The sequence below is a fragment of the Pantanalinema rosaneae CENA516 genome (assembly GCF_050753385.1).
GTDB classification, from domain to species: domain Bacteria; phylum Cyanobacteriota; class Cyanobacteriia; order Leptolyngbyales; family Leptolyngbyaceae; genus Pantanalinema; species Pantanalinema rosaneae.
The window spans coordinates 70,590-93,738 of record NZ_JBLZFZ010000026.1; the positions used below are offsets into that span (position 1 = coordinate 70,590).

Here is a 23,149-nt window from a genome sequence, read left to right on the forward strand (position 1 = left end):
ATTACACTGTTGAAGATGATCTAGCTGCCTTTGGGCTTGCGATATTGGTAGGACTCCCCCTCAGCCCCCCAAACCTGCTTGCCGGACGCATCAAAGCCCCGATCCCAGGTGTCCATACCATCGGGATACAACATAATTTGGTTGGTGATTTTGACCGCACCACGAACATTGGTCGGACATCCCTGGTCAGGGGTACTGCCAATATAGTCCTGCTGGGATGGTTGTAAGAAGACACTACAAATGGGTGTTCCTAGCTGCTTCAGGGTAAGTCGGCGCTCGCTCAACGGTTTGTTGCATAGTCCTACCCAATCACTGGGCTGTTCCGGCTTAAAGGAACGGGATTCGATCTGTTGGCGATCGGGCGCAGGGGCGACCTGCAAGAAGCGTTGCCGATACGGTTGAGTGAGCTTTTGCGCTAATGCCTGCTCTTGATAGAGGAAAATTGTGCTGTTCGTCTTGTCACTCGGCGCGTCTACCACCTGAATCCGGCATGTGGTCATTTGCACATGGGGCGCTTTAGGATTTTTAGTTGCCTGAGCGGAGGTAGTCATCACGCCTTCTAACCGGGCCGCAATATCAGCGACCTGTTCTTGAGTAGACAGAGTTCGTGGGGAATCTGCCTGAGTAGCAGTGGCGATCGCACTCCAGGTCAGACCCAGGCATAATCCAATCAACCGTTGACGCTTCACGCTAGGCTCCAAAGCAAGATGGCAAGTGATTTTGTGGCAATGGTAGCGCAGATTTGAGCGAGTTTATCGGTTTGCCATCCAGCGTTCCTGCTGGAGAATTGCTGTTTGCCAGGTGGCATAGCCCTGGGGACTGAGATGAATGCCATCCGTGGTCATTTCGGGACGCATATAGCCTGCCTCATCTGCCATAGCAGAGTAGACATCCAGGTAGGTGGCTCCAGATTGCCCGACGATCGTCGCCAGTTGTTGGTTCAGCCAGCCGATCCGTTCACCGGGAATGCGATCGGAACGGGTGGGCAGAATCGATTGCACGATAATGTCGGCTTGGGGATGGGTTTGTTGCAAACGGTAGATCATTTGCCGCAAATTTCCCAAAATCTCACTGTCACTGCGTCCATGTTTCAGATCGTTGACTCCTGCCATTACGTAAATCACATCCGGGCGAGTATTAGCGAAGTCAGGCAGCCGCCGCAGAATGCCATCGGTCGTGTCACCGGATAAGCCTTGATTGAGCCAAAGCTGGTAGGAGGGTAAGCGATCGCTGGGGAACCATAAACTGAGGGAATCCCCCACTAACACCCCTAAGCGATTATCCCCCTGACCTCTGGCAACCACAGCGGCTTCTCGGGTCATCAACCAGCGCCATTCTTCATAGGTGGGTTGGCGCGTTGCCCCTGCCCAAGCTGCCCGAAAACTGTCTAACGGTAAGCGCGTATAGAGTCTGCCTGACTGTAATGCCGCTAATCGTTGGTAAAACAGTTGGCTTCCCGATCGCGGGCTTTGCACCATAGGGGGAGAAAATTCGATCGTCGGCACCGGATAGTCTGGTCGAACCTGATGGTGGGTTGAACTGCGGCTGGATTGGGTTTGAGCCGGATCGGGTAACAGCAGATGGGCTGCCGGAGGGCGATCACGGGGACTGGGGGCGATCGCGGAGTTTAATGCGTCGGGACTAAAGGTGGTAAGGGCTAATACAAAAGGAACTGTCATAAACGATGGGAACTGGTAAAGCAGGTGAACACAAGCTCAAACCAATAATTCCGTGGTCTACAAGGACAGGAACGATCGGAGTGGCAACCATAGCAAGACATTCCCTTACCAGTTAGATGGAAGGGGTATAGAGGCGGATAGCTATCCACCTATCTCAACGCTAGGGCGCTATAGTCAGGAAATTTCGGAAATTTTTTCTAGCTAAGACTTCTGCTACCTGCGGCGAGTCAGCCTGGGGGTAGATTGTTTTCTCCTCCCGACAGCCGCCTCAATGTTAAGGGTTCTTAACGGTAAAATAGAGGTTGGTATCGCCTGCGCGTGACATCGAACTGAACCGAACCCTGTGATCAATTCTCGATATCATGTTGGCAGTCCTACCGTAAACCTGGAGAAGGACCATGACGATCAATTGTGCTGTGGACTGTGTAAATGGCTGTGTACTTGGGGATAAGTGCCCTAATTTGAAGTACAAAACAGAAGCATCCAAATTTATTCAAGAAACATCCCTCGATCAAATGCTGGAGATTGCGGAAGAGGCATTGCGGAAGAAGATGACAGAACCGCCGAAGTGGGTGTTGCCCGAAGATTAGGAAAACGCTGCATTTCGTCACCCTCTGTTCTGTTAGGAGTAAAGCCAGGATGAATCGAGAACCTTTGGAAGTTGATCCCAAATTCTCAAGCGATGAGACGACGGTGGTACGACCAATTCCAGAGGGGAGGTCTGATGCGCCGCCAGCAACGATGCCTTCAGTAGTGCCGACGTTGCAGTATCAAGTGGCTTTACCGGAACCGACTTCCCATTTGTTTGAGGTCACGCTTCAGATCAGTGGGTGGGGACAGGCAGGGATGCCGACATTACTGGACTTAAAAATGCCTGTTTGGACTCCTGGCTCCTACCTGGTGCGGGAGTATGCCAGACATCTGCAAGGGTTTACAGTTTGGGCGACCGATCGCCCCTCTGATCCATTACCCTGGCGCAAACTCAGCAAGAACCACTGGCAAATTGATCCACAAGGTGCGTCGAGTATTACGGTGCAATATCGGATTTATGCCAATGAGTTAACCGTTCGGACGAATCATTTAGATAGTACGCATGGTTACTTTAATGGAGCGGCGCTGTGCTTTTACATTCCTGATTACGATCGCAGTCCCATTCATCTCACGATCGTTCCCCCCTATCCGGATTGGCGTGTGTCTACAGCGTTACCGGCTGTTCCGGGGGCTGCCAATACGTTTGTAGCCCAAGATTTTGATACGTTGGTGGATAGTCCGGTGGAAATTGGACGACACCAACTGTACCAGTTTGAAGTATTAGGAAAACCCCATCAATTAGCCGTTTGGGGTGAGGGCAATCTGCGATCGGAACAGGTAATTGCCGATATGCAAAAGATCGTGCAAGTGGAAGCTGACTTGTTTGAAGGACTGCCCTACGATCGCTATTTGTTTCTATTACATTTATCGTCACAAGGCTTTGGGGGGCTGGAACATAAGGATTCCTGTTCACTAATTTATAGCCGATTTGGCTTTCGCAATCGAGATAAATATAATCGCTTTATGCAATTAGTTGCCCACGAGTTTTTCCACTTGTGGAATGTCAAGCGCATTCGTCCTAAAGCTTTAGAACAATTTGATTATGAGCAGGAAAATTACACTCCTTCTCTATGGTTTAGCGAAGGCACAACCAGTTATTACGATTTAGTCATTCCCCTCCGAGCCGGAATTTACTCTGTTGGCGCGTATCTCAACAATCTTAGTCAAGAAATTACCCGGTTTTTGACGACTCCGGGGCGAAAAGTGCAGCCGTTAAGTGAATCCAGTTTTGATGCCTGGATTAAGCTGTATCGTCCGGATGCCAATAGTCCTAATTCGCAGATGTCCTATTATCTGAAGGGCGAAATGGTGTCGTTGTTGCTGGATCTACTGATTCGCGATCGTCATCAAAATCAGCGATCGTTGGATGATGTGATGCGCCAGATGTGGCAACAGTTTGGACAACCCGAAATTGGCTTTACCGCTTCCGAACTCAAGCAAGTGATTGAAACGGTTGCCGGAACCGACCTCACGGAATTCTTTGCCCGCTACCTGGATAGCACTGAGGAACTGCCCTTTAATCGCTACTTAGCCCCGTTTGGACTGCGATTGCAACCGAGTGGGCATGAAGAAGGCATTCCTTACTTGGGCATGAACGTGAAGCAGGAACAGGGACAAACGATCGTCAAGTTCGTCGAAAGCGGTTCACCGGCTCAAATCGCTGGCTTAGATGCGGGGGATGAACTGTTGGCGCTCAATGGTATTCGGGTGAACGCGGATCAACTGAACGATCGGCTACTGGATTATCAACCCGGCAACACCATCCAACTCACAGCCTTCCATCAAGATCAACTGCAAACTTATTCGGTGACTCTGGCTGATCCACGTCCAACTCGGTATCAAATTGTGACTGTCGATCGCCCTTCAACGCAGCAGGAGCAAGCCTTTCAAGGGTGGTTAGGTGTTCCTCTGGCGGAAATTCGCGGCTAACTAAATTATCCGATCGTTCCCCAGAAGCCGTAGACTGAAGGATGCAGTTGATAATGTGTTGTAACTTACCGAGTCACCGTGCGAAAGATTGTAATTGCTGGCAACTGGAAGATGCACAAAACCCAGGCGGAAGCCCAACTATTTCTTCAGGGCTTCGCGCAACATCTGATGGAAACTCCGGATGAGCGGGAAGTAGTGCTGTGTGCCCCATTTACGGCATTGAGTAGTCTGTCTCAAAGTCTGCATGGTAGCCGGATTCGGCTGGGTGCCCAAAACGTTCACTGGGAAGAAAAGGGCGCGTTTACGGGAGAAATTGCTGCCCCCATGTTGCTGGAACTGGGAGTCCGCTATGTGGTGATTGGTCACAGCGAACGCCGCCAGTATTTTGGCGAAACCAATGAAACCGTGAATCAACGCCTGAAAGCAGCTCAAAAAGCGGGATTAACCCCAATTTTGTGTGTGGGTGAAAGTCGGCAACAACGCGATGCTGGCGAAACAGAATCGTTTATCTGTGGGCAACTAAAAGCTGGGTTAGTGGATGTGGATCAGTCCAATCTCGTGATTGCCTATGAACCGATTTGGGCGATCGGCACAGGTGACACCTGTGAATCACCGGAAGCGAACCGAGTGATTGGCATGATCCGGGGTGAACTGAAGAATCCCGATGTGTCAATTCAATATGGTGGCTCTGTCAATGCCAAAAATATTGATGAGATTATGGCGCAACCGGAAATCGATGGGGCTTTAGTCGGTGGTGCCAGCCTGGAGCCAGATAGCTTCGCTCGCATCGTCAACTATCAATAGCTAGAAATAGGGTGGCAGGGCGATCATCGGCGTTCAAACCATTGTCTAGCGCCACCCTGCTCTTTTCGCATCACTTTATCAGAATAGTTCCGCCGCTCGATCGCGGGTGTCATGGCTGTCCGGACAAAATCTCCGTGTAGCCAAGTGGCAGAGGTAGATCCAACTGTTCTAATTGCCAGATGAGCCAGCATAATTCTGTCGTCTACTTCAATGGCGACGGCTCGGGATGCCCCTGCGGCTTTTGCCTGAATTGGAAATAAGTAGGAAAAATTGCGCTCTGAGGCAAAGGGGTCGATCGTCAAGCGGTCTACGACTTTGGCGGGAATGACGAAGTTCTTCTGGTAGCGATCGGTTAATTCAAACTCGGTATTGGCTGGAAAGTTGCCTTCGACCAGTAAAACTTGCTTTAATCGCACTTCCTTAGGATTGGTTTCATTAGCGTTTAATACGATCGCGGTTAGTTCCAGTTGTTTAATGTCACTGTTCGCTGGCAGGGCAATGCGACCTTGAGGAATACCATCCCGACTCAACCGCGTTCCAGTGTCAGTGACATACGGTAACGAAATCATCGGTATGGTCATACTGACTTGCTCGGAGGACGGATTCGCCTTGCGGTATTGGTCTAAAACCGTTGCCAGGATGCTGATTGCGACAACTGACGCTACAGTGATGATTAAAGGGAGATTACGGTTGGATGTTGAGGGACGCGATCGAGACATGACTGAAAATGGCAACAACTATTTCCTCTCAGATTGCCCATTTCCTTTGTCATTTGCACTAGAAAACTGTAGGACACAAGATGCTCAAATAGTTAAAAGCGAAGCACTCGACAGATCTGATGCTCCGAATGCTTCACTCTAATCTAGATTTTTTGGATGGAATCGCCTTAAATCACTGTGCCATCTGGAATCAGAGCATTCTTCAGCACCACGACAATGCCACTGCGGATAAAGAAACCGAGATCTTCTCGTTCCGCTTCTTGTACCCGATCTTTGTTGACGATTTGGACATTGCACCCAATGCGAGCATTCTTATCCACGATCGCCCGTCGGATGATGCTGTCTTTACCAATCCCGATCGGCACTTTACCCGTCTGGCAGCCAGAACCGCTTTGTCGCTCACTAAACGACTCGTAAAAGTCAGAACCCATCAACATGCTGTCTTCAATCACACAGCCTGCTTCAATCCGCGTTCTCACCCCCAGAACCGAGTGGGTAATCGAGCAATCCTTGAGGATGCAGCCTTCCGCGATAATTGATTCTTTCACCTGGCAATCGAGTAGTTTGCTAGGGGGTAGATAGCGGGGACGAGTGTAAATCGGGGCAGACTCATCGTAGAAGCTAAACGGTGGACGGGGTTGTTGGGTTAGAGCCATGTTGGCTTCATAGAACGCCTCGATCGTTCCAATGTCTTCCCAGTAGCCGTTAAACAGGTAGGCCTGGACATTGTAATGGTTGGCAGAGGCAGGAATAATTTCTTTACCGAAGTCAGTCCGTTCTGGTGATTCCTGAAGTAGCTTGATTAACACGTCTTTCTTAAAGACATAAATGCCCATCGAAGCAATGTAGGGATTTTGTTTGGCTTCTTCGGCATTTAGCCCTAGTACGGTGGTATCGACTTGCATCGCCTTGAGGGCATCGCCCTTCGGCTTCTCACTGAAATCCACCACTCGTCCGGCATCGTCAATCTTCATTAGACCGAAGTCAGACGCGCGGCGATCGTCCATCGGCACGACCGAAATTGTAATATCGGCATTGGTTTCGCGGTGACGGCGCACGAAGTCACAGTAATCCATGCGGTAGAGGTGGTCACCAGACAGAATAAGGATTTCATCCACATCCCATTCGTCAAACAGCCAGAGATATTGGCGAACGGCATCGGCTGTCCCCTGGAACCAGTTGGGATTCTCCGGAGTTTGTTGGGCAGCTAACACCTCGACAAAGCCTTCGCTAAACCCTGAAGAAAAATTGTACGTCCGAGCCATGTGACGGTTCAGGGAAGCAGAGTTGAACTGAGTCAACACATAGATTTTATAAATCTCGGAGTTAATGCAGTTACTGACTGGAATATCAATCAAACGATACTTGCCAGCCAAAGGCACAGCAGGCTTTGCACGTAATTTGGTCAGTGGATAAAGCCGGGTTCCTGCGCCACCACCCAAAATGATCGATAGTACTCGCTTCACAAAAATACCTCCACCTGTCTGCTCCAACGTCTAGTGTGAGACGGGATGGCTCCGTTTGCAAGAGTCCTAAGTCACAAGAATTGTAATGAATGATCGGAAATTGATGTTTTGCTGCTTACTTCTGCGCTAAATCGACTGCCCAACAGGACTCAGAACCTCTCTCCCGAACGATCGCCAGGGGGTACTGTAATGGTAATTTTTATGAGGACAGCGGCAGTCAGTTTACTGCTGTTGCCTCACTGCTCACTTCTTCAACCTGTGTAAACTATGTCCCGCCAAATTATTCGTACAAATCAAGCTCCGGCTCCTGTGGGGCCCTATAACCAGGCGATCGTGGCATCGGGTCAACTGGTTTTTGTTGCCGGACAGATTGCTTTAGATCCTCAAACTGGAATGCTGGTGGGGGAAGGCGACGTGGCTAAACAAACGGAACAGGTATTGGCAAATCTCAAAGCCATTTTGATTGCCTCCGGTGCCACGTTCGAGGATGTCGTGAAAACAACGGTGTTCCTCAAGGATATGAATGATTTTGCGGCGATGAATGCGATTTATGCCCAAGTCTTTCAGGATGATACCGCTCCGGCGCGTGCCTGTGTAGAAGTATCCCGTCTGCCTAAAGATGTTTTAGTGGAAATTGATTGTATTGCCGCGATCGCGGCATCCTAAGTCCAGATCACTCATGATCAATTTCGATCCGTCCGACTTTGGTCTTAGGGTAGTAGTTTGCCAGGATTTGCGTATAGGTATAGCCTTGTTCCGCCAGGTTCAAGGCTCCTAGCTGGCTCATGCCATGTCCCTGAAACGCTTCTGCCACGATGTCATCCGAAGCCGCATACAGCGATTCCACCACCCCACCTTTGTAGCTGACATATTCCCCAGCCGTCAGATCCACCGCTTTGTTCGTACTATCCGCTTCTCGGGCAATGCCACTATACACCTGGTAATACTCATCATTCCCCAGGTCATAGAGGGAACTGACGGGTTTGAAGTGATAGGTCAAAGCGTAGGAACGAGCAGCAACCGCCTGGGCTTTGAGAGCCTCTAGACTCCAACTGGGAGAAACTTCGCTAGCCACCACACTATGGAGATATTTGCGTAAACTGACATGGTTGATTGCCATCAAGGTGCCATCGGGTCGGGCAATCAACACCAGCCGTCCCCGATAGGAACGATCGCCCAAATAAAACAACCCACCGGGGCCTGGATCCAGCACAACGGTATCGGGAAGTGCCGATGCCCCAAGCCGTAAACCGCCGCCATCATGAGTCACGGCATAGGTGGTTTGTGCCGCTAGTTGTCCCAAGGGTTTGCCTTGCAAGCTAGCCAGTAAGCCTTCGCCAGAACTGCCTACGGTTAATGTACTGGCATTAATCGCGATCGCCACCCGCATTTCCACCGCCGCATCGACAGACGCAGACAGGGAGGCAAACGCCTCTTTTGCTCGTTGGTTAATCACCGCTTGCTGCCCCGTATAGGTTGGGTTTGTCACCCCCACTTTTGCCGTCGGAGTTGGTTGGGGTGACGGGGTAGGGCTGGGTGTCGTAGTAACCGCAGGCTTGGGAGAGGGTAAGGATGGGATCGGTGCGATCGCTCCCGTTGCCGAGGGGGCTGTTGCTGGAGGTTGGCTGACTGGCTCCTCCGACCCTGGCTCTCGCAGCCCGACAATCAGCAAAGTCAACACTGGCATCGACAAAAACAACCCGACCAACAGGCGACGCTGGTGCTGCTGAAGCCACTTGAGGAGGTGCTGTTTGGTCATGCTCAGGGCGGGGGTGAGGGAGATGGGGCGAAGAGGAAAGTTAGATTCAGAGACTATGCCATCCTCAGAATTCTTGATCCGGTTGGGGTGACCCCATGAGTTCATCCAGCTTGGTACGAACAGCTTGAATATCTTGCCACATCAGCCATTTGGGACTACCAGCCTCTCGGGAGGGATTGCGGAGCAGGTAGGCGGGGTGAAAGATTGGCATATAGAGGCGATCGTCCCGTTCAACCCATTGTCCCCGGACTTTGGTAATCCCTTGTTTAATGCCTAAGAGTCCCCGCAGGGCAGTGGCTCCGGTCAGCAGAATAATTTTGGGATTAATCATGCGAATTTGCTCTAGCAAATAGCCTTTACAGGCTTCGGCTTCATCTGCCGTAGGAGTGCGGTTGTTTTCGGGACGGCATTTGACCACATTGCCAATAAACACATTCTCATGCCGACTCAGGTGGACAGATGCCAGAATTTTGTCGAGCAATTCCCCCGATCGCCCGACAAAGGGACGACCCGTTTCATCCTCGGTTTGCCCCGGGCCTTCGCCCACAATCATGATTGGAGCCTGAAGGTTGCCCTCACCCACGACTGCATGAGTCCGACCCGCCGCTAAACCGCACCGCAGACACTGGTTGCAATGGACGCTCATCTGTTCCATCGATTGATAGGTGCCGGGTGGAATCGGAACGGTGGCACTGGTTGGAATCAGATCGGGATTGAAGCCTGACGGCGGCGTGGTCGCAGGTGGTTCAGGGTCAGAATTAAAGTCAAACAAGCTAATCTGATCGTCGGTAGACATGGGCTTGACGCAAATGAGTGCAATATTGATGGGTGATAGGGCAAGAAGTGTCCATAGGTTAGGACAAGTTAGCAGATTTTTCTAGCCTCTCCAGTGGGGTGGCTGAGTTGGTGTGGATGTTGACACTCCTCTCCTATTTTGACGGGTAATAAGAAAGATGCCAGAAATGAATCGCCCCGAGATAATTCAGGCATGATGAAACTATCCCATTGCCAGAGAGTGGGACTATGTCCTCTGCGTCTTCTTACAATGCTCAGTCAACGGGTTGTTTTACCGATCGCCAAACGGCGGGTGAACAACTGGCAGCAGCGGTGTGGACAGCCATGAACCAACGATCGCTGATTGGTAGAATGCCCATTCTGGTCTATGCTCTGCCGAGAGGTGGCATTCCCGTTGCAGCGCCAGTGGCTCGATGTTTGGGCTGCCCCTTGGGTGTGATTGTGGCAAAAAAGATTACCCGACCAGAAAATCCGGAACTGGCGATCGGAGCCGTCACGGCGGCAGGTGATGTGGTGTGGTCGCCTTATCTGGAGGGACGGACGGGTTGGGTCACCGCCGAGTCTCGATCGTTGCCCCAGATCTATGCCGATGCTCTCCAGGCGGCTCAGTCGCGGGCGCAATCACAACAGGAAAATTTGGCTACCTGTTGTCTGCCGATGCACCCCGAAGGCGCGATCGCCCTATTGATTGATGATGGGATCGCGACGGGAATGACGATGGCGGCGGCAGTGCAATCACTCCATGCCCAACACCCAGCGGAAATCTGGATTTGTGTGCCTGTCGCTCCTCCGGAAGTAATGCCTGCTTTGCAGTCGTGGGCAGATCAGGTAATTATTTTGGCACTGCCACCACTATTTGGGAGTGTCAGTCGGTTCTATCGGCAGTTTCCGCAGGTCGGCATGGAAGCGGCGATCGAACAATTGCAAGCCGTCAATAGTGCCATTGGATAACCTATCCTGACCTGGAAAAATCCGCTGCCTTGCTCTATGCTACAAGTGGGCTTTGGCAAGGCAGGCATGAGACTTTGGCGAGATTTTTGGTATAGCTTAACGCTCTCCAGTCATTACAGTCCGCCGCGACTGGTGGAAGCCATGATGCTGATCCTGGCGGCTGGCTTGTGTGGAGCCTGGTGGTTTCATCAGCAATATTGGCAATATTTAGTTCTGTGTTTGAGTTATATCGTAGGGGCGATCGCCTCAATTCTGGCGCGGGAAGTCGTCGCTCCATCCTCCCAAACCCATACCATTCGTTTAACGGCGGTTGTGTCGTTGGTCGTCTTAGTGGCGGTAGTGGGGTTGTATGTTACCCGGAAAACGAATCTGGTTTAAGGCTGGGCGAGATCCGGAGTCGATTAAATCACTGGCGTAGTCATTAATAGAAACGTGATCCATTAATTGGTGAACTGGCAACGAGATCTTGCGGCACCAAATGTCTGGATCAAATTTCACGTCGGTAAGAGGCGGACGATCGTAGGGCAGTGGTTAGTCACCCTGGGCATCCGTACTATGCCGATGTCGTTCCCGGCAGTTAGGTGACTCTTTATGTTGAAACGAATTAATCAAACGTTGCGTTGGTGTTCTCCAGCCTTAGTATTCTTGCTGTTGTCTGCCTGTTCTTCAGCCACACCGCCGGATTCGGCAACGGCTGATGCGCCGCGATCGGTGACTGAGGTCAATGCTCCAACAGATCCGCAACCCTCAGTCAGCCCAGTGCCTCAGACGGAAACCGCCGCTCCCGTTGAAAGTTCGTCTGGAGATGCAAATCCAGGTGCTCAGGCAGAACAATCCACGGATCGGACAACGACTTCTCAACCGCCTGCTCGTCCAGCTACCACGCAACCTGCTCCTGCGGCTCCAGCGCAACCCCAACCTCCTGTCGCCTCAGATAGCTTAAAGCCAACTTTCCGCACCAGGGAACGGATGGCAGGCTTTTCGGCAGATGGTGATCATTTCATTTATCTCGAAAGTTCTCGGGATACTGGCGCTGGCATTCCTAAGTCCACAATGCAGGTGGTTGCCCTAGCCTCCAATGACTGTGTGAAATCAGGGTGTGTCAGAACTCGCTATGGCGAACCCGATTCTGATTTGAGTTTAGAAGCGGCAGAAAATAGTTTGTTGCAACAAACATGGAGTATGCGGCAACGGTTGCAGCTTACACCACCCACAGCAGGGCAAAGCTTGCCAGTGTTATCCCGATCGCGCACGGCTGATGGCACAGAAACCATGACGGTGCGGTTAGCCAACAACCAACCCTTACAGCTACGACTCCAGCAAAAACGGATTCCCGCGACCCAGGTGGGGCAGGAGTTTACGAAAGATCGGGCAGCGATGCAGCTTGAGATTACCTATAACGGGCAACGGCGATCGCTCGGTTCGCTCAATCAATTCCGGGATTGGGTGTTGGACTATTCGATCCGGGATGTCAAACTGTCGCCGGATGGCAAGCATTTGGTTGTGCTAGTCACCGCGATGGAACCGACCTTTGAGGGCACCCTGGCAACGACGATCGTCCAAGGGTTCGAGTTGTAAAATTTGGTTTTTCCTTTCATCCTCCTGTAGAGGTTTCGCCCCGATCGCAAGGTTGGGGTTTTTATTTAGAATAGTCGTTCCGCTAGAATGACCAAACAGCATCGTGTGATCCCCAGAGAGCTTTAACGCCCATGGATTGGAATCAAATCAATAGTGCCTTTACGTTATTTCTGAGTCTGCTAGTAGAAGCCATGCCGTTTCTACTCTTGGGCGTGTTGTTTTCCGGGTGTCTACAAGTATTTGTGGATGAACGAAAATTAGTGCGCCTGATGCCTAAGAGTCCATTTTTAGGAGCCTTGGTCGGCAGTTGTATTGGATTCCTATTTCCAGTGTGCGAATGTGGGAATGTGCCCGTTGCCCGTCGCTTGTTAATGCAGGGAGTGCCGTCGGCAGTGGCGATCGGCTTTTTGCTGGCTGCACCCACGATTAATCCGATCGTGTTTTGGGCAACCTGGATTGCCTTCCGCGATCAACCGGAAGTTGTGTTTCTGCGGATTGGTTTCTCCTTAACGATCGCCACCATTATTGGTTGGGTATTTAGTGCCCAAGCCGATCTCCGTCCGTTATTGCAACCTGCGATCGCTCGGGTCGTGCCGTTTAAACGTCGGGGCAGAGGCAAATCGGCAGAGACAACAGACCTGGAAACCTCGCCATTACTGCAATCTGGCACCTATTTTTTAGGGCAATCCGATCAGCCGGTGCAGGCCGAGGCGATGATGATGCAAGCCGCGATCGCCCTGGAAAGTCCGATCAGTAAACCATTCCCCGATAAGCTGGCAATCCTGCTGGAAAATACGATGCAGGAAATGCGGGAATTAGGCGGTGTGCTGGTATTGGGGAGTGCAATCGCCGCGATCGTCCAGGTGTTTGTGCCCCGTGAAGTCATCCTGAATTTGGGGCAGGGACCTGTCACCTCGATTCTGGCAATGATGCTCTTAGCGGCAGTAGTGTCTATCTGTTCAACGGTGGATGCCTTTTTTGCCCTGTCCTTTGCTTCCACGTTTACCAGTGGTTCGTTGCTGGCTTTTCTGGTGTTCGGACCGATGATCGACGTGAAAGCTATCGGCTTGATGCTGTCTATCTTTAAACCAAGAGCCGTGTTTTACCTATTTGTCCTGGCAGGTCAATTAACCTTTCTGTTTACCCTGTTCGTGAATTTGTACATTAGCTAAGCCACGGTAGATGAGGTGATATTAGTAGCTGATGGAGTCTGACGGCTAGCCAATCGCCGTTCTAGGACTAGCGCGATCGCGATAAATAACACCGTTAATCCCTGAATCGCATAGACCACGGTAAACGGCACTCCTGCACTGCGTTGCATCACATTGGCCCCACTCCGAAGTGCGCCAAAAAACAGCGAAATCAAGATCAGTCCCGCGATATTTCCCCGACTGAGGAAGGCGATCGCGATCGCATCAAAGCCATATCCCGGTGAAAAATTTTCAAACAGGCGATAGCGCAGTCCCATGACTTCACCTGCCCCCGCTAATCCGGCTAATCCCCCAGAGAGTGCCATGACTGCCATAATCGTTTTCGGCACTGACATCCCGGCATACCGAGCCGCGATCGGGTTTTGTCCGACGGCTGCAATCTGATAACCCCACGGTGTGAGCGTTAACCCAAACCAGAGGACACCTGCGAGTACCAGTCCCAACAGAATTCCAGCATGGGTCTGAGTTTGGGGCAGTAGAATCGGTAACTGCGCCGTTGCCGCGATCGGCGGACTGAAGGGACTGGGCGCACCCGGTTCCAGTAACGGATAGCTAACCATGTAGCTGACTAGATATTGGGCAACATAATTGAGCAACAGGGTTGTAATCACTTCATTCACACCCCGCACTGCCTTGAGGTAGCCCGGAATCAAGCCCCAAACTGCCCCACCTAAAAATCCTGCGGCTAAGGCTAACGGCAGATGCACGATCGCTGGCAAGCCTGGAAACGATAGCCCGACGATTGCCGCCCCCAAGCCCCCTAAATAAATCTGTCCTTCTCCCCCAATGTTGAATTGCCCTGCTTTCAGCGCGACTAAAATTCCCAGGCTGGTTAACAACAGGGGAGCCATTTTCGTCAGCGTATTACCGAACCCATAGTAGTTAGCTAACGCTTCCCGAAACAACACCAAGTACGCCTGAACCGGATTCACCCCCGCGATCGCAATCAATCCTGCTCCCACCAACAAGGCTGCCGCGATCGCAAACACCGAAGACAGCACCGGCAACAGTTGCCTTAGATTCCGGTTCACACCCACCCTCCAAACGTTCCCTACACCCTACACCGCTCCCTATCAATTTCCTACAACCTCCCTATCTTCCTGCTCTCCCCATCTTCCCTACTCCTGATCTCCCCCACCTGTGTATCTTTCCGCCAAACCGGGCACACTAAAGGAAAATTCTCACTCGGCTACAGGATGAATGCCATGCGCCCCCATCTCCCCCAATCCCAGATTCGCCCTAAAATCACCACGATGCCGCGCCAGAAGACGGAAGCCGCAGCCTATCTGGATATTTATAAGCTAGTTACAGAGAAAAAGCGACTCCAGCAGGAATTAGAGACTTTGGATCAACGGCGCGATCGCATTCAGCAACGCTTAGCCACTTTAGAAGAACAGATCGAGGGGTTGGAAACTGCTGCCCATCACCTACGAGATGCCGAACCCAGCCAACCTCAGGCGATCGCTAAAGTGCCTGTCTACGAATCCACTGACGGCTTTAATACGCTATTTCTGGAATACTAACGACTCAGAACATGATCGATTCATCGGACTGACCAAAACTCAGGAAGCGATCGGCTTAGAATGGTGAGACTAACCCATTACTGAGATAAGTCAGGAGTTTCTTGCGTGGAGTCCCGTTATACCCCTGGAGCGATTGAGGAAAAGTGGCAGCAGACCTGGGAAGAGCAGGATCTGTATAGTGCCGCCGATGATAGCGACAAGCCCAAATTCTATGCGCTGTCGATGTTTCCCTATCCGTCCGGCAATCTGCACATGGGACACGTGCGTAACTACACGATTACCGATGTGCTGGCGCGAGTCCGGCGGATGCAAGGTTATCGAGTGTTACATCCAATGGGTTGGGATGCCTTTGGCTTACCTGCCGAAAATGCCGCGATCGACCGGGGTACCCATCCAGCGAAATGGACGTATCAAAATATTGCCCAGATGCGATCGGAATTGAAGCGCTTGGGATTGTCCTATGACTGGAGTCGGGAACTCGCCACTTGTTCTCCGGACTACTACCACTGGACACAATGGATCTTTCTGGAATTCTTTAAAGCGGGATTGGCATACCAGAAGGAAGCGGCGGTCAACTGGGATCCGATCGACCAAACGGTGTTAGCTAACGAGCAGGTCGATAGTGAAGGTCGTTCCTGGCGATCAGGTGCCAAGGTCGAACGCAAGTTATTAAAACAATGGTTTTTTAAGATCACTGACTACGCCGAACAGTTGTTAGCCGATCTGGAAAAACTGGATGGCTGGCCCGATCGCGTTAAGTTAATGCAAGCCAACTGGATTGGTAAGTCGATCGGGGCGTATTTGGAATTTCCGATCGTTGGGATGGATGAGAAAATTGGTGTGTTCACCACGCGTCCCGATACAGTCTATGGTGTCACCTATGTCGTATTAGCTCCAGAACATCCGTTAACCGCTAAAGTGACGACGGCGGCACACCAATCAGCGGTGGAAGCCTTTGTCAAAGAGATTGCCGATCAAAGCGAGTTAGAACGGACGGCAGAAGATAAACCTAAGCGGGGAATTCCCACCGGGGGAACGGCGATTAATCCCTTTACCGGAGCCGAAATTCCGATCTGGATTGCCGACTATGTGCTGGTGGAGTATGGCACTGGCGCGGTGATGGGAGTTCCGGCTCATGATGTGCGGGATTTCAAGTTTGCCAAGGAACAGAACCTCCCGATCAAAACGGTGATCATGCCGGAAGGGGGTGATGCGGCGGCTGAATTAACGGCGGCTTACGTTGATCCGGGGATCATGGTCAATTCCGGTGACTTTGATGGCATGGAGTCTGTAGCAGGCAAAACGGCGGTGATTGAATACGCCGAAGCTCAGGGATTTGGCAAAGCTCGGGTGCAATATCGCCTGCGGGATTGGCTGATCTCCCGTCAACGCTACTGGGGCGCACCGATTCCGATTATTCACTGTCCTCAGTGTGGCGCGGTGCCTGTGCCCGACAGCGACCTCCCGGTAGCCTTGCCAGAGGATATTGAACTGACGGGTCGGGGCGCATCCCCCTTGACCCAATTGGACTCCTGGCGAAATGTCCCCTGTCCTACCTGTGGCACTCCGGCGCGGCGCGAAACCGATACGATGGACACCTTCATCGATTCCTCCTGGTACTTTTTGCGCTTTACCGATGCCAACAATGACCAACAGGTATTTGATCCAAAGAAAACGAATACCTGGATGCCCGTCGATCAATACGTGGGTGGGATTGAACACGCGATTCTGCACCTGTTGTATTCGCGCTTCTTTACCAAAGTGTTGCGCGATCGGGGCTTGCTCAACTTCGACGAACCCTTCCAACGCTTGCTGACTCAAGGGATGGTGCAGGGTTTAACCTACTTCAATCCCCACAAAACCGGGAAAGATAAGTGGATTCCCTCCTTCCAGGTCGATCCTGCCGATCCGAAAGATCCCCAAACGGGAGAACCGTTACAGGTCGCCTATACTACTATGTCGAAGTCCCGGTATAACGGGGTGGCTCCGGAAGCGGTGATTGAGAAGTATGGTTGCGATACAGCGCGGATGTTCATCCTGTTCAAAGCGCCACCGGAAAAGGATCTGGAATGGGACGAAGCCGATGTCGAAGGACAGTTTCGCTTTTTGAATCGGGTCTGGCGATTAGTGACTGAGTTTGGTAGCCAGCCAACCGCTAGTAAGTCTAAAAAAATTCAGGTTGATCAATTATCGAAGCCAGAAAAGGAACTGCGACGAGCCATCCATACGGCGATTCAGGAAATCACGGAGGATCTGGACGGAGAATATCAGTTCAATACGGCGGTGTCGGAGTTAATGAAACTCAGTAACGCCTTGACGGATTCGCCCTGTAAGGAGTCACCGATTTATCGGGAAGGCATTGATACCTTGTTAATTCTGCTGGCTCCCTTTGCACCACATATTGCTGAGGAACTGTGGCATCAGTTGGGGCATACCGATTCCATCCACGAGCAATCCTGGTTAGAGGCAGATCCGAGTGCGCTGGTCGCTGACGAGATTACCTTAGTGATTCAAATTCTGGGTAAAACTCGGGGGACGATCCAGGTTCCGGCAACCGCCAGCAAGGAAGAACTGGAGCAATATGCCCGTGAGTCGGAGGTGGGTCGCCGCTACCTGGAAGGCAAAGAAACCAAGAAAGTGATCGTTGTGCCAGGAAAACTGGTGAACTTTGTGATCAGCTAAAGATCGTGGCTGGTTTTACCGGCAATTTTTACCCTCACCCTAGCCCTCTCCCCAGGGAGAGGGAATTCGCTGTCTGGCTCCCTTCTCCTGCGGGAGAAGGGTTGGGGATGAGGGCGCAAGAGGTTAACGACTTTTTACAGGCTATCTAAATCCAAGCTCCTCAACCAAAAGAGCGATCGCGGCAGAAGTTCTGCTTGGCGATCGCCCCCTTAATATAACTATCTCAAGTTTGAGTTATCGATTGGCTTGATGAAACTGCTTAAAGGTTTGATAGCCCGTTTCAGGATCATACAAATGACACTTGCTGGTAATGTCGTTCATCAGTGCCCAAGAAAACCGACTTTCGTGTAAATAGCTGCCCCAGTTCTTTTGCAAGCTCCGGTGTGCCATCCGCAGATTGTAGGAGGGAATGGCGGTAGAAAGGTGGTGGGGAATGTGGACATTGATATGGAAACAGAGGAATTCCACCCAAGCCGGATAGTCGCAGTGAACTGTACCCGCTAGTTGGGCGGCTGCCGCATCCCACTCTTCGGGTTCCTGGAAGATGATATCGGGGGCGGTGTGGTGAACCAGTGTGAAGGTGCTCATCCAGAAATGGTAGACCAACCAGGGCATGAGCCAGAATTTGACCAAGCCCCATACGCCCAGGGTCGCAATCATGACTGGGATGCCGATCGCGGCGGCGGCAATTACCAAGCCATTGGAGAACGCCACCTTCCGGCGATCTTTCGGCTCAAAGTTATTCAGGTTAAAGTGCAGACCGACCCAATGCACGATCGAGGCAATCCACCAGAACTTACCCCGTAGGGTTTGGTAGCCTAACTGTAGCAATCGCGGCGCAGCACCATAATTTTCCGGGCGGGCAGGTTGCCAAGCATTATCCACATCCATTTTGTTGGTGTAGTTGTGGTGCTTGTTGTGGAGAATTCGCCAACTATGGAAGGGATAGATCAACGGCAGCATGATCAGGTGTCCGACCAGATCATTCACCCAGCGACGTTTGGCGAAAGAACGGTGTCCACAGTCGTGCCCAATCACAAACGAACCAGTTAGGGCAGTTCCCGTAAAGATCCAGGCAATCGGTAACAAAAACCAGGGCGCGATCGTCAGGCTGACATAGCCCAAACCGATCATCAAAATATTTATGACCACATCAGCCCAGGCTTTCCGCATATCTTTCTGAAAACATTCCTTGGGCAGGCTCTTGACAATGTCTTTGAGGCGCAACTTCGCTTCTGGAGCGGGCGGCGCTGACACTGGTGTTGGATTGGACAGAGAAATGGATACTGTCATGAACGATGTGTTTCTCCCACAGTAAATCTGGAATTTGAGGCACACAAAACCCCTGCTGCCCTCGATCAGCTAGCAGGTCTAAGTCCTATTAGCTTGAGTGTGTACCAGGCAAACTTTTGCAATTGTTGCATACTGTTGACTATGAAACCGACTTTCATCAGGTGGCAATCTATCGAAATTCTGTAGATTTACCTTTCAGCAGAGCTGCCCTCAGTTAATCGATCGCAGCAAATCAACGATCACAACACTACCTTAAACCTTAATATTACAAAACTTTACTTTTTTATCATCTCATAGTCAGCTAGGAGATGGGAGATTATCCCGAAGCTGCCACGATCGTCCTGGGACTCCGATCGCGGCAATCAGACATCGCTTTCATTCCGCCAGCAAGCTATAAACAGACATCATCAGGGATCAGCGTGGCTCTACGAGTGCGATACCATCAAACCATGTGTAAGCCGGATTACATTTAGATCATGGAGCCATCATCCCTGCCAACAGAGGTGATTCTGACGCACCCACATCAGTCATTGGGTAAGATTAACCTCGATTGGACTCCCCAACCAGGGTCTTACCTGGATCTACAAGGACAAACCTATGCCGTCTTGGAACGGCGACATCGCTACCAATTGAAAGCTGGACGCTATCGTCTCCACAAAGTTGCTCTCTATGTTCAATCGGCTCAACGCCCCGTCGAACGTAGTCAACTGCAAGGACGGTGGGTGGTGGGTGATGTGAATTGCCGCTTTAATGCCCGATCGGAGTTAATTCGTTGTGCAGTCAACCCCGATGGGCCCTGTGGCAATTGTCGCTATTACGAGGCGATCGCCGATCGGGCGGATTAAGGCAGGTTGGGAGGATAGGGAAGATGAGGGAAGGGGGGAGGGGGGAAGGGGGAATGGTTAAACCTCGCCATTCTCCAACTGTTCACCGATCGTCACATGGCTACCGTTGGCAAAATCTGAGCCGGATTGGGGACGCTTGCCAGGGAGTTGTACTTCTCGCAGTAATAGCCAGCCCTCTCCGGTTTGCATCACTGGTCCCAAACCTTTGGCGATCGCGACGACTGCCCCTGGTTGATTTGCCTCTTGATTCCAGGTGGGACTAAGGGAGTTTAAGGGTTGCAGTTCGGGCGGTAATTCTGACCAGAAGGGATCGTCGAGCGGAGCCGTAGCCGTAATTTTCAAATTTTCGCCCCGGAATCTGGCAACACAGTTTGGGAAAAAGCCGCGAATTTGGTTATGGAGGTCGATCGCGGGACGTGACCAATCCAACCCATAATCCGCTTTTTGAATTAAGGGAGCGTAAGTCGCCCGATCGTTGTCCTGAGGGATCGGTTGGACTGAATGTTGATCCAACTTGAGTAACGTCTCTACTAACAAATCTGCCGATAAATTCGCTAACCGGACAGCGACATCATGAGCGGTTTCGAGCAGGGAGATCGGGGTTCTTGCCTCTAACAACATTGCCCCTGTATCCATCCCCGCATCCATCAGCATCGTTGTGATCCCTGTTTCGCGATCGCCGTGGTAAATACTCCATTGAATCGGTGCAGCTCCCCGGTAGCGAGGCAGGATTGAGCCATGCGCATTGATACAGCCTAATCGTGGCATATCTAGAATCTGTGGCGACAGGATTTGTCCATAGGCAACTACCACAAAGGCATCGGCTTGAGTCGCTTGCAGTTGCGCCAACGTCTCGGCATCTTTTTTGACACTTTTGGGTTGCCAGACAGGGAGTTGATGCTGGACGGCAACCTGTTTGACAGGAGATGGCATTAACTGATTACCTCTGCCGCGCCGCTTATCGGGTTGTGTCACCACCGCCAACACATGAAATTCTGGTTGTGCCAGCAACCGTTCCAGGCTGGGAACCGCAAATTCAGGAGTACCAAAGAAAACAAGCCGCATAAAATTGAGCAATCAGAGGGATAGCAGGATAAAGAATAAACCATTTTCTATGGTCTATCTTCTGTGGCTTGCTCCTCGCTTGTCTCCAGAGGAATCATTACAAAAGTTAAATCTGTTGGAATCTTCGTTACATCTCATGTCTTCTGAGACTGTGCTTGCTATACATAAAGGTAAGCAAATCGGTTTCTCTGATTGTGGGTTTTTCTACCTAAACAGTTAATCCTATTGAGTCTTAGAGAATGTTCCAACCGGATCAACTCCACTCTGCTCGCTCCCTAAATTCCTGAGAAATTGGAGGGTAGAGGGGTGGTGCGGGTGACAATTCCGACGTTTCAAACATTCTCTGTCTGCAAAATTGAGGCGCTGGGCAAAAAAGTTGGTTTGCTGGTTGGTTTTGCCATTAAAATAAACAACTTTTGTCAGTAACCTAAATTTTTAGTCATGGGATAAATTTTAGGTCGGAATGACCTATCAACCGTATGACAATCTCGATCGCGCTTGATAGTGAACTCTAACCCTAGATCTGACGATTCACTATCGTTGCCCAAGTCACCCTTGATTTGACCCAGTCTGCGATCGCAATTCTGGTGTGAGCTGAATTGATCCAGTAACGGCAGTTGTCATTTCAAGAACCCAGCGATCGCTATCCCTTGTTGGTCTCTAAGAGGCAATTTGCTGACGAGAGATAAGTTTGTGTATGCAAATCATTATTCGTTTAGTTGGATTCTGGTTATGTCTAATCAGTCGGTGCAGGTTGATCCTCTCAATAGTCCTCATCCCGTGCCCTGGGGATGGGTGATGGCAACCGCCACCGCAAAAGCATCGGGGCATCCCACGGGACTGTATTACTACCGTAGTCAATCGCTGTTATCGCCCGATCGACAATATGCTGCCTACAGCCGGATTCAGATGCAGGTACAGCCGGAATTTTTCCGCAGCCATGTGACTAGCGTCTTATTTCTAGAAAACCTACAAACGGGAGATTTACAAGCCATCACGCCCTCATCGCCACTGGCGGATAATCCCTTTCTCGATAGTGGAGCCGACCTGGATGGACGCATTTCGATCGTCATCCCCGTCTCCTGGTCGCAGACCGGCAACTCCCTATTAGCTCGGGAGTTTGAATCTCTATTTTGTTCCAGCATTGCCTCAGACTATGCCGTGATTGTGGATCAAGAAAACAATCGGGTGCGGACGGTATCTCCCTTACATCTTCAGTACACGAACGCTGTGCTGTTGGGTTGGAGTGCAACGAACCTCGATCGCGCCTTATTCCGCGTCGGCAATATGGGGGATGAACACTGGCATCTATGGACTGTAGATGTGGATGGCTGTACGGTTCCCGCTCCGGGCGATCGTCCAGTCACCTTTGGTCAGATTATGAGTAGCGTTTGGATGGGACCTCAGGTACAAACATAATGATGGCTACCCTCCTGTCGCTATGACGATCGCCCTGGAATTAATCTCCCTGCATAAGCGGTTTGGCACTCATCCAGCCGTGAATAACTTAAGCCTGCAAATTCCTCACGGTTCTTTCTATGCCTTGCTGGGGCCGAATGGGGCTGGCAAAACCACAACGTTACGCATGGTCGCCGGACTTTTACAACCGGATCAGGGCGATGCCGTGATTTTAGGTCACAGTATTACCCGGCATCCCTATGGAGCCAAAAAAGTGCTGGCATATTTGCCGGATGAACCGATGCTCTATGGCAAGCTGCGATCGTTGGAATATTTAGAATTCGTCGCGGGACTGTGGGGAATTCCGGCGGCTAAGGCGGAGACTCTTGCCCAAGAATTACTGAAACAATTGGGATTATGGGAGGTGCGGGGTGATTTCTGTGACACCTTCTCTCGCGGTATGAAGCAAAAGCTGGCATTAGCCGGGGCATTTATCCATAATCCTCAAGTGATCATTCTGGACGAACCCCTATCGGGCTTAGATGCCGCCGCCGCTCGGTTGGTAAAAGACATGCTAGTTGAGTTTGTCCGGCAGGGCAATACCGTCATTCTCACAACCCACATTATGGAAGTGGCAGAACGGATGGCAGAACGAATCGGCATTATTAATCACGGACGCTTGATTGCCGAAGGCACACTTGATGAACTGCGAGCCACCAGTGGTGAAACCGCAGGCACATTAGAAAGCGTGTTTCTAGAACTGACCCAGTCACCTGCCAGCAACGAACAGTAACCCCCACCTTTCCCACTCCCGACTCCCCATTCCCCACTCCCCATTCCCCCTGTCTCTTATACACATCT

The 23,149-nt window shown here is 51.2% G+C and carries 23 protein-coding genes; 14 read left to right on the forward strand and 9 right to left on the reverse strand.

The window, feature by feature from the left end; genetic code table 11:
* Positions 1-20 precede the first annotated feature (20 nt).
* Positions 21-689, reverse strand: coding sequence for a chromophore lyase CpcT/CpeT (locus ACN4EK_RS16375; protein ID WP_431659093.1), 669 nt, complete (start codon positions 687-689; stop codon positions 21-23).
* Positions 690-752: 63 nt separating this feature from the next.
* Positions 753-1,679: a GDSL-type esterase/lipase family protein gene (locus ACN4EK_RS16380; protein WP_431659095.1), complete on the reverse strand. Its 927-nt coding sequence runs from the start codon at positions 1,677-1,679 to the stop codon at positions 753-755.
* 398 nt (positions 1,680-2,077) lie between these two features.
* Here ACN4EK_RS16380 and ACN4EK_RS16385 point away from each other — a divergent pair, with 398 nt between their 5' ends.
* From ACN4EK_RS16385 to tpiA, 3 genes are all read left to right on the forward strand, one after another.
* Positions 2,078-2,269, forward strand: coding sequence for a hypothetical protein (locus tag ACN4EK_RS16385; RefSeq protein ID WP_431659096.1), 192 nt, complete (start codon positions 2,078-2,080; stop codon positions 2,267-2,269).
* Positions 2,270-2,318: 49 nt separating this feature from the next.
* Positions 2,319-4,199, forward strand: coding sequence for a M61 family metallopeptidase (locus ACN4EK_RS16390; protein WP_431659097.1), 1,881 nt, complete (start codon positions 2,319-2,321; stop codon positions 4,197-4,199).
* Positions 4,200-4,277: 78 nt separating this feature from the next.
* Entirely contained in the window at positions 4,278-5,003 is a 726-nt protein-coding gene (tpiA, locus tag ACN4EK_RS16395) for a triose-phosphate isomerase (protein WP_431659098.1), read from the forward strand.
* Positions 5,004-5,026: 23 nt separating this feature from the next.
* On the opposite strand, the gene ACN4EK_RS16400 is transcribed toward tpiA, so the two are convergent.
* Together ACN4EK_RS16400 and ACN4EK_RS16405 are read right to left on the reverse strand one after the other, a co-directional pair.
* Entirely contained in the window at positions 5,027-5,737 is a 711-nt protein-coding gene (locus tag ACN4EK_RS16400) for a hypothetical protein (protein WP_431659099.1), read from the reverse strand.
* Positions 5,738-5,889: 152 nt separating this feature from the next.
* Entirely contained in the window at positions 5,890-7,188 is a 1,299-nt protein-coding gene (locus ACN4EK_RS16405; RefSeq protein WP_431659100.1) for a glucose-1-phosphate adenylyltransferase, read from the reverse strand.
* A gap of 267 nt (positions 7,189-7,455) precedes the next feature.
* On the opposite strand from ACN4EK_RS16405, the gene ACN4EK_RS16410 reads away from it, so the two are divergent.
* Positions 7,456-7,854: a RidA family protein gene (locus tag ACN4EK_RS16410; protein WP_431659101.1), complete on the forward strand. Its 399-nt coding sequence runs from the start codon at positions 7,456-7,458 to the stop codon at positions 7,852-7,854.
* A 7-nt stretch (positions 7,855-7,861) separates the two neighbouring features.
* Here ACN4EK_RS16410 and ACN4EK_RS16415 read toward each other — a convergent pair whose 3' ends face one another.
* Positions 7,862-8,947, reverse strand: coding sequence for a SpoIID/LytB domain-containing protein (locus ACN4EK_RS16415; RefSeq protein WP_431659102.1), 1,086 nt, complete (start codon positions 8,945-8,947; stop codon positions 7,862-7,864).
* A gap of 64 nt (positions 8,948-9,011) precedes the next feature.
* Positions 9,012-9,743: a uracil-DNA glycosylase gene (locus tag ACN4EK_RS16420; RefSeq protein WP_431659103.1), complete on the reverse strand. Its 732-nt coding sequence runs from the start codon at positions 9,741-9,743 to the stop codon at positions 9,012-9,014.
* A gap of 227 nt (positions 9,744-9,970) precedes the next feature.
* Here ACN4EK_RS16420 and ACN4EK_RS16425 point away from each other — a divergent pair, with 227 nt between their 5' ends.
* The 4 genes from ACN4EK_RS16425 to ACN4EK_RS16440 all read left to right on the forward strand — a co-directional run bounded on the left by ACN4EK_RS16425 (position 9,971) and on the right by ACN4EK_RS16440 (position 13,443).
* Positions 9,971-10,693, forward strand: a complete 723-nt coding sequence (locus tag ACN4EK_RS16425) for a phosphoribosyltransferase (RefSeq protein WP_431659104.1) — start codon at positions 9,971-9,973, stop codon at positions 10,691-10,693.
* A gap of 36 nt (positions 10,694-10,729) precedes the next feature.
* Positions 10,730-11,071 carry a hypothetical protein gene (locus ACN4EK_RS16430; RefSeq protein WP_431659105.1) on the forward strand — a complete coding sequence of 114 codons (342 nt, stop codon included), beginning with the start codon at positions 10,730-10,732 and terminating at the stop codon, positions 11,069-11,071.
* A gap of 213 nt (positions 11,072-11,284) precedes the next feature.
* Entirely contained in the window at positions 11,285-12,271 is a 987-nt protein-coding gene (locus ACN4EK_RS16435) for a DUF2259 domain-containing protein (RefSeq protein ID WP_431659106.1), read from the forward strand.
* Between the two features lie 131 nt (positions 12,272-12,402).
* Complete coding sequence (locus ACN4EK_RS16440; protein ID WP_431659107.1) at positions 12,403-13,443, forward strand: permease; 1,041 nt, start codon at positions 12,403-12,405, stop codon at positions 13,441-13,443.
* Here ACN4EK_RS16440 and ACN4EK_RS16445 read toward each other — a convergent pair.
* The gene (locus tag ACN4EK_RS16445) at positions 13,440-14,513 is read right to left on the reverse strand and encodes an ABC transporter permease (RefSeq protein ID WP_431659108.1); all 1,074 of its coding nucleotides are present in this window, start codon (positions 14,511-14,513) and stop codon (positions 13,440-13,442) included. The genes ACN4EK_RS16440 and ACN4EK_RS16445 overlap by 4 nt on opposite strands.
* 174 nt (positions 14,514-14,687) lie before the next feature.
* On the opposite strand from ACN4EK_RS16445, the gene ACN4EK_RS16450 reads away from it, so the two are divergent.
* Together ACN4EK_RS16450 and leuS are read left to right on the forward strand one after the other, a co-directional pair.
* On the forward strand, positions 14,688-15,005 hold the full coding sequence (locus tag ACN4EK_RS16450; protein WP_431659109.1) for a hypothetical protein: 318 nt from the start codon (positions 14,688-14,690) through the stop codon (positions 15,003-15,005).
* 105 nt (positions 15,006-15,110) lie between these two features.
* A complete protein-coding gene (leuS, locus tag ACN4EK_RS16455; protein WP_431659110.1) occupies positions 15,111-17,687 on the forward strand; it encodes a leucine--tRNA ligase in 2,577 nt (858 codons plus the stop codon).
* Positions 17,688-17,921: 234 nt separating this feature from the next.
* Here leuS and ACN4EK_RS16460 read toward each other — a convergent pair whose 3' ends face one another.
* On the reverse strand, positions 17,922-18,980 hold the full coding sequence (locus ACN4EK_RS16460; RefSeq protein ID WP_431659111.1) for a fatty acid desaturase: 1,059 nt from the start codon (positions 18,978-18,980) through the stop codon (positions 17,922-17,924).
* 308 nt (positions 18,981-19,288) lie between these two features.
* Here ACN4EK_RS16460 and ACN4EK_RS16465 point away from each other — a divergent pair, with 308 nt between their 5' ends.
* Both ACN4EK_RS16465 and ACN4EK_RS16470 read left to right on the forward strand, forming a co-directional pair.
* Positions 19,289-19,453, forward strand: coding sequence for a hypothetical protein (locus ACN4EK_RS16465; RefSeq protein WP_431659112.1), 165 nt, complete (start codon positions 19,289-19,291; stop codon positions 19,451-19,453).
* Between the two features lie 3 nt (positions 19,454-19,456).
* Positions 19,457-19,825: a DUF6464 family protein gene (locus ACN4EK_RS16470; RefSeq protein WP_431659113.1), complete on the forward strand. Its 369-nt coding sequence runs from the start codon at positions 19,457-19,459 to the stop codon at positions 19,823-19,825.
* A gap of 57 nt (positions 19,826-19,882) precedes the next feature.
* Here ACN4EK_RS16470 and fmt read toward each other — a convergent pair whose 3' ends face one another.
* Positions 19,883-20,890, reverse strand: a complete 1,008-nt coding sequence (fmt, locus tag ACN4EK_RS16475; protein WP_431659114.1) for a methionyl-tRNA formyltransferase — start codon at positions 20,888-20,890, stop codon at positions 19,883-19,885.
* 732 nt (positions 20,891-21,622) lie between these two features.
* Between fmt and ACN4EK_RS16480 the strand changes: the two genes are divergently transcribed.
* Together ACN4EK_RS16480 and ACN4EK_RS16485 are read left to right on the forward strand one after the other, a co-directional pair.
* Positions 21,623-22,309, forward strand: coding sequence for a hypothetical protein (locus tag ACN4EK_RS16480; protein WP_431659115.1), 687 nt, complete (start codon positions 21,623-21,625; stop codon positions 22,307-22,309).
* A gap of 22 nt (positions 22,310-22,331) precedes the next feature.
* Positions 22,332-23,081 (forward strand): ABC transporter ATP-binding protein, encoded by a 750-nt coding sequence (locus ACN4EK_RS16485; protein WP_431659116.1) that lies wholly within the window; start codon positions 22,332-22,334, stop codon positions 23,079-23,081.
* Positions 23,082-23,149: the final 68 nt, after the last annotated feature.

Bases quoted from the DNA above. Each gene is read 5' to 3' on its own strand.
- ACN4EK_RS16480 (WP_431659115.1), top strand. From the start codon at position 21,623: ATGTCTAATCAGTCGGTGCAGGTTGATCCTCTCAATAGTCCTCATCCC.
- ACN4EK_RS16415 (WP_431659102.1), bottom strand. From the start codon at position 8,947: ATGACCAAACAGCACCTCCTCAAGTGGCTTCAGCAGCACCAGCGTCGC.
- ACN4EK_RS16485 (WP_431659116.1), top strand. From the start codon at position 22,332: ATGACGATCGCCCTGGAATTAATCTCCCTGCATAAGCGGTTTGGCACT.
- ACN4EK_RS16460 (WP_431659111.1), bottom strand. From the start codon at position 18,980: ATGACAGTATCCATTTCTCTGTCCAATCCAACACCAGTGTCAGCGCCG.
- ACN4EK_RS16425 (WP_431659104.1), top strand. From the start codon at position 9,971: ATGTCCTCTGCGTCTTCTTACAATGCTCAGTCAACGGGTTGTTTTACC.
- ACN4EK_RS16390 (WP_431659097.1), top strand. From the start codon at position 2,319: ATGAATCGAGAACCTTTGGAAGTTGATCCCAAATTCTCAAGCGATGAG.
- ACN4EK_RS16385 (WP_431659096.1), top strand. From the start codon at position 2,078: ATGACGATCAATTGTGCTGTGGACTGTGTAAATGGCTGTGTACTTGGG.
- ACN4EK_RS16420 (WP_431659103.1), bottom strand. From the start codon at position 9,743: ATGTCTACCGACGATCAGATTAGCTTGTTTGACTTTAATTCTGACCCT.
- ACN4EK_RS16450 (WP_431659109.1), top strand. From the start codon at position 14,688: ATGCGCCCCCATCTCCCCCAATCCCAGATTCGCCCTAAAATCACCACG.
- fmt (WP_431659114.1), bottom strand. From the start codon at position 20,890: ATGCGGCTTGTTTTCTTTGGTACTCCTGAATTTGCGGTTCCCAGCCTG.
- ACN4EK_RS16465 (WP_431659112.1), top strand. From the start codon at position 19,289: ATGGGAGATTATCCCGAAGCTGCCACGATCGTCCTGGGACTCCGATCG.
- ACN4EK_RS16440 (WP_431659107.1), top strand. From the start codon at position 12,403: ATGGATTGGAATCAAATCAATAGTGCCTTTACGTTATTTCTGAGTCTG.
- ACN4EK_RS16380 (WP_431659095.1), bottom strand. From the start codon at position 1,679: ATGACAGTTCCTTTTGTATTAGCCCTTACCACCTTTAGTCCCGACGCA.
- ACN4EK_RS16435 (WP_431659106.1), top strand. From the start codon at position 11,285: ATGTTGAAACGAATTAATCAAACGTTGCGTTGGTGTTCTCCAGCCTTA.
- ACN4EK_RS16470 (WP_431659113.1), top strand. From the start codon at position 19,457: ATGGAGCCATCATCCCTGCCAACAGAGGTGATTCTGACGCACCCACAT.
- ACN4EK_RS16410 (WP_431659101.1), top strand. From the start codon at position 7,456: ATGTCCCGCCAAATTATTCGTACAAATCAAGCTCCGGCTCCTGTGGGG.
- ACN4EK_RS16430 (WP_431659105.1), top strand. From the start codon at position 10,730: ATGCTACAAGTGGGCTTTGGCAAGGCAGGCATGAGACTTTGGCGAGAT.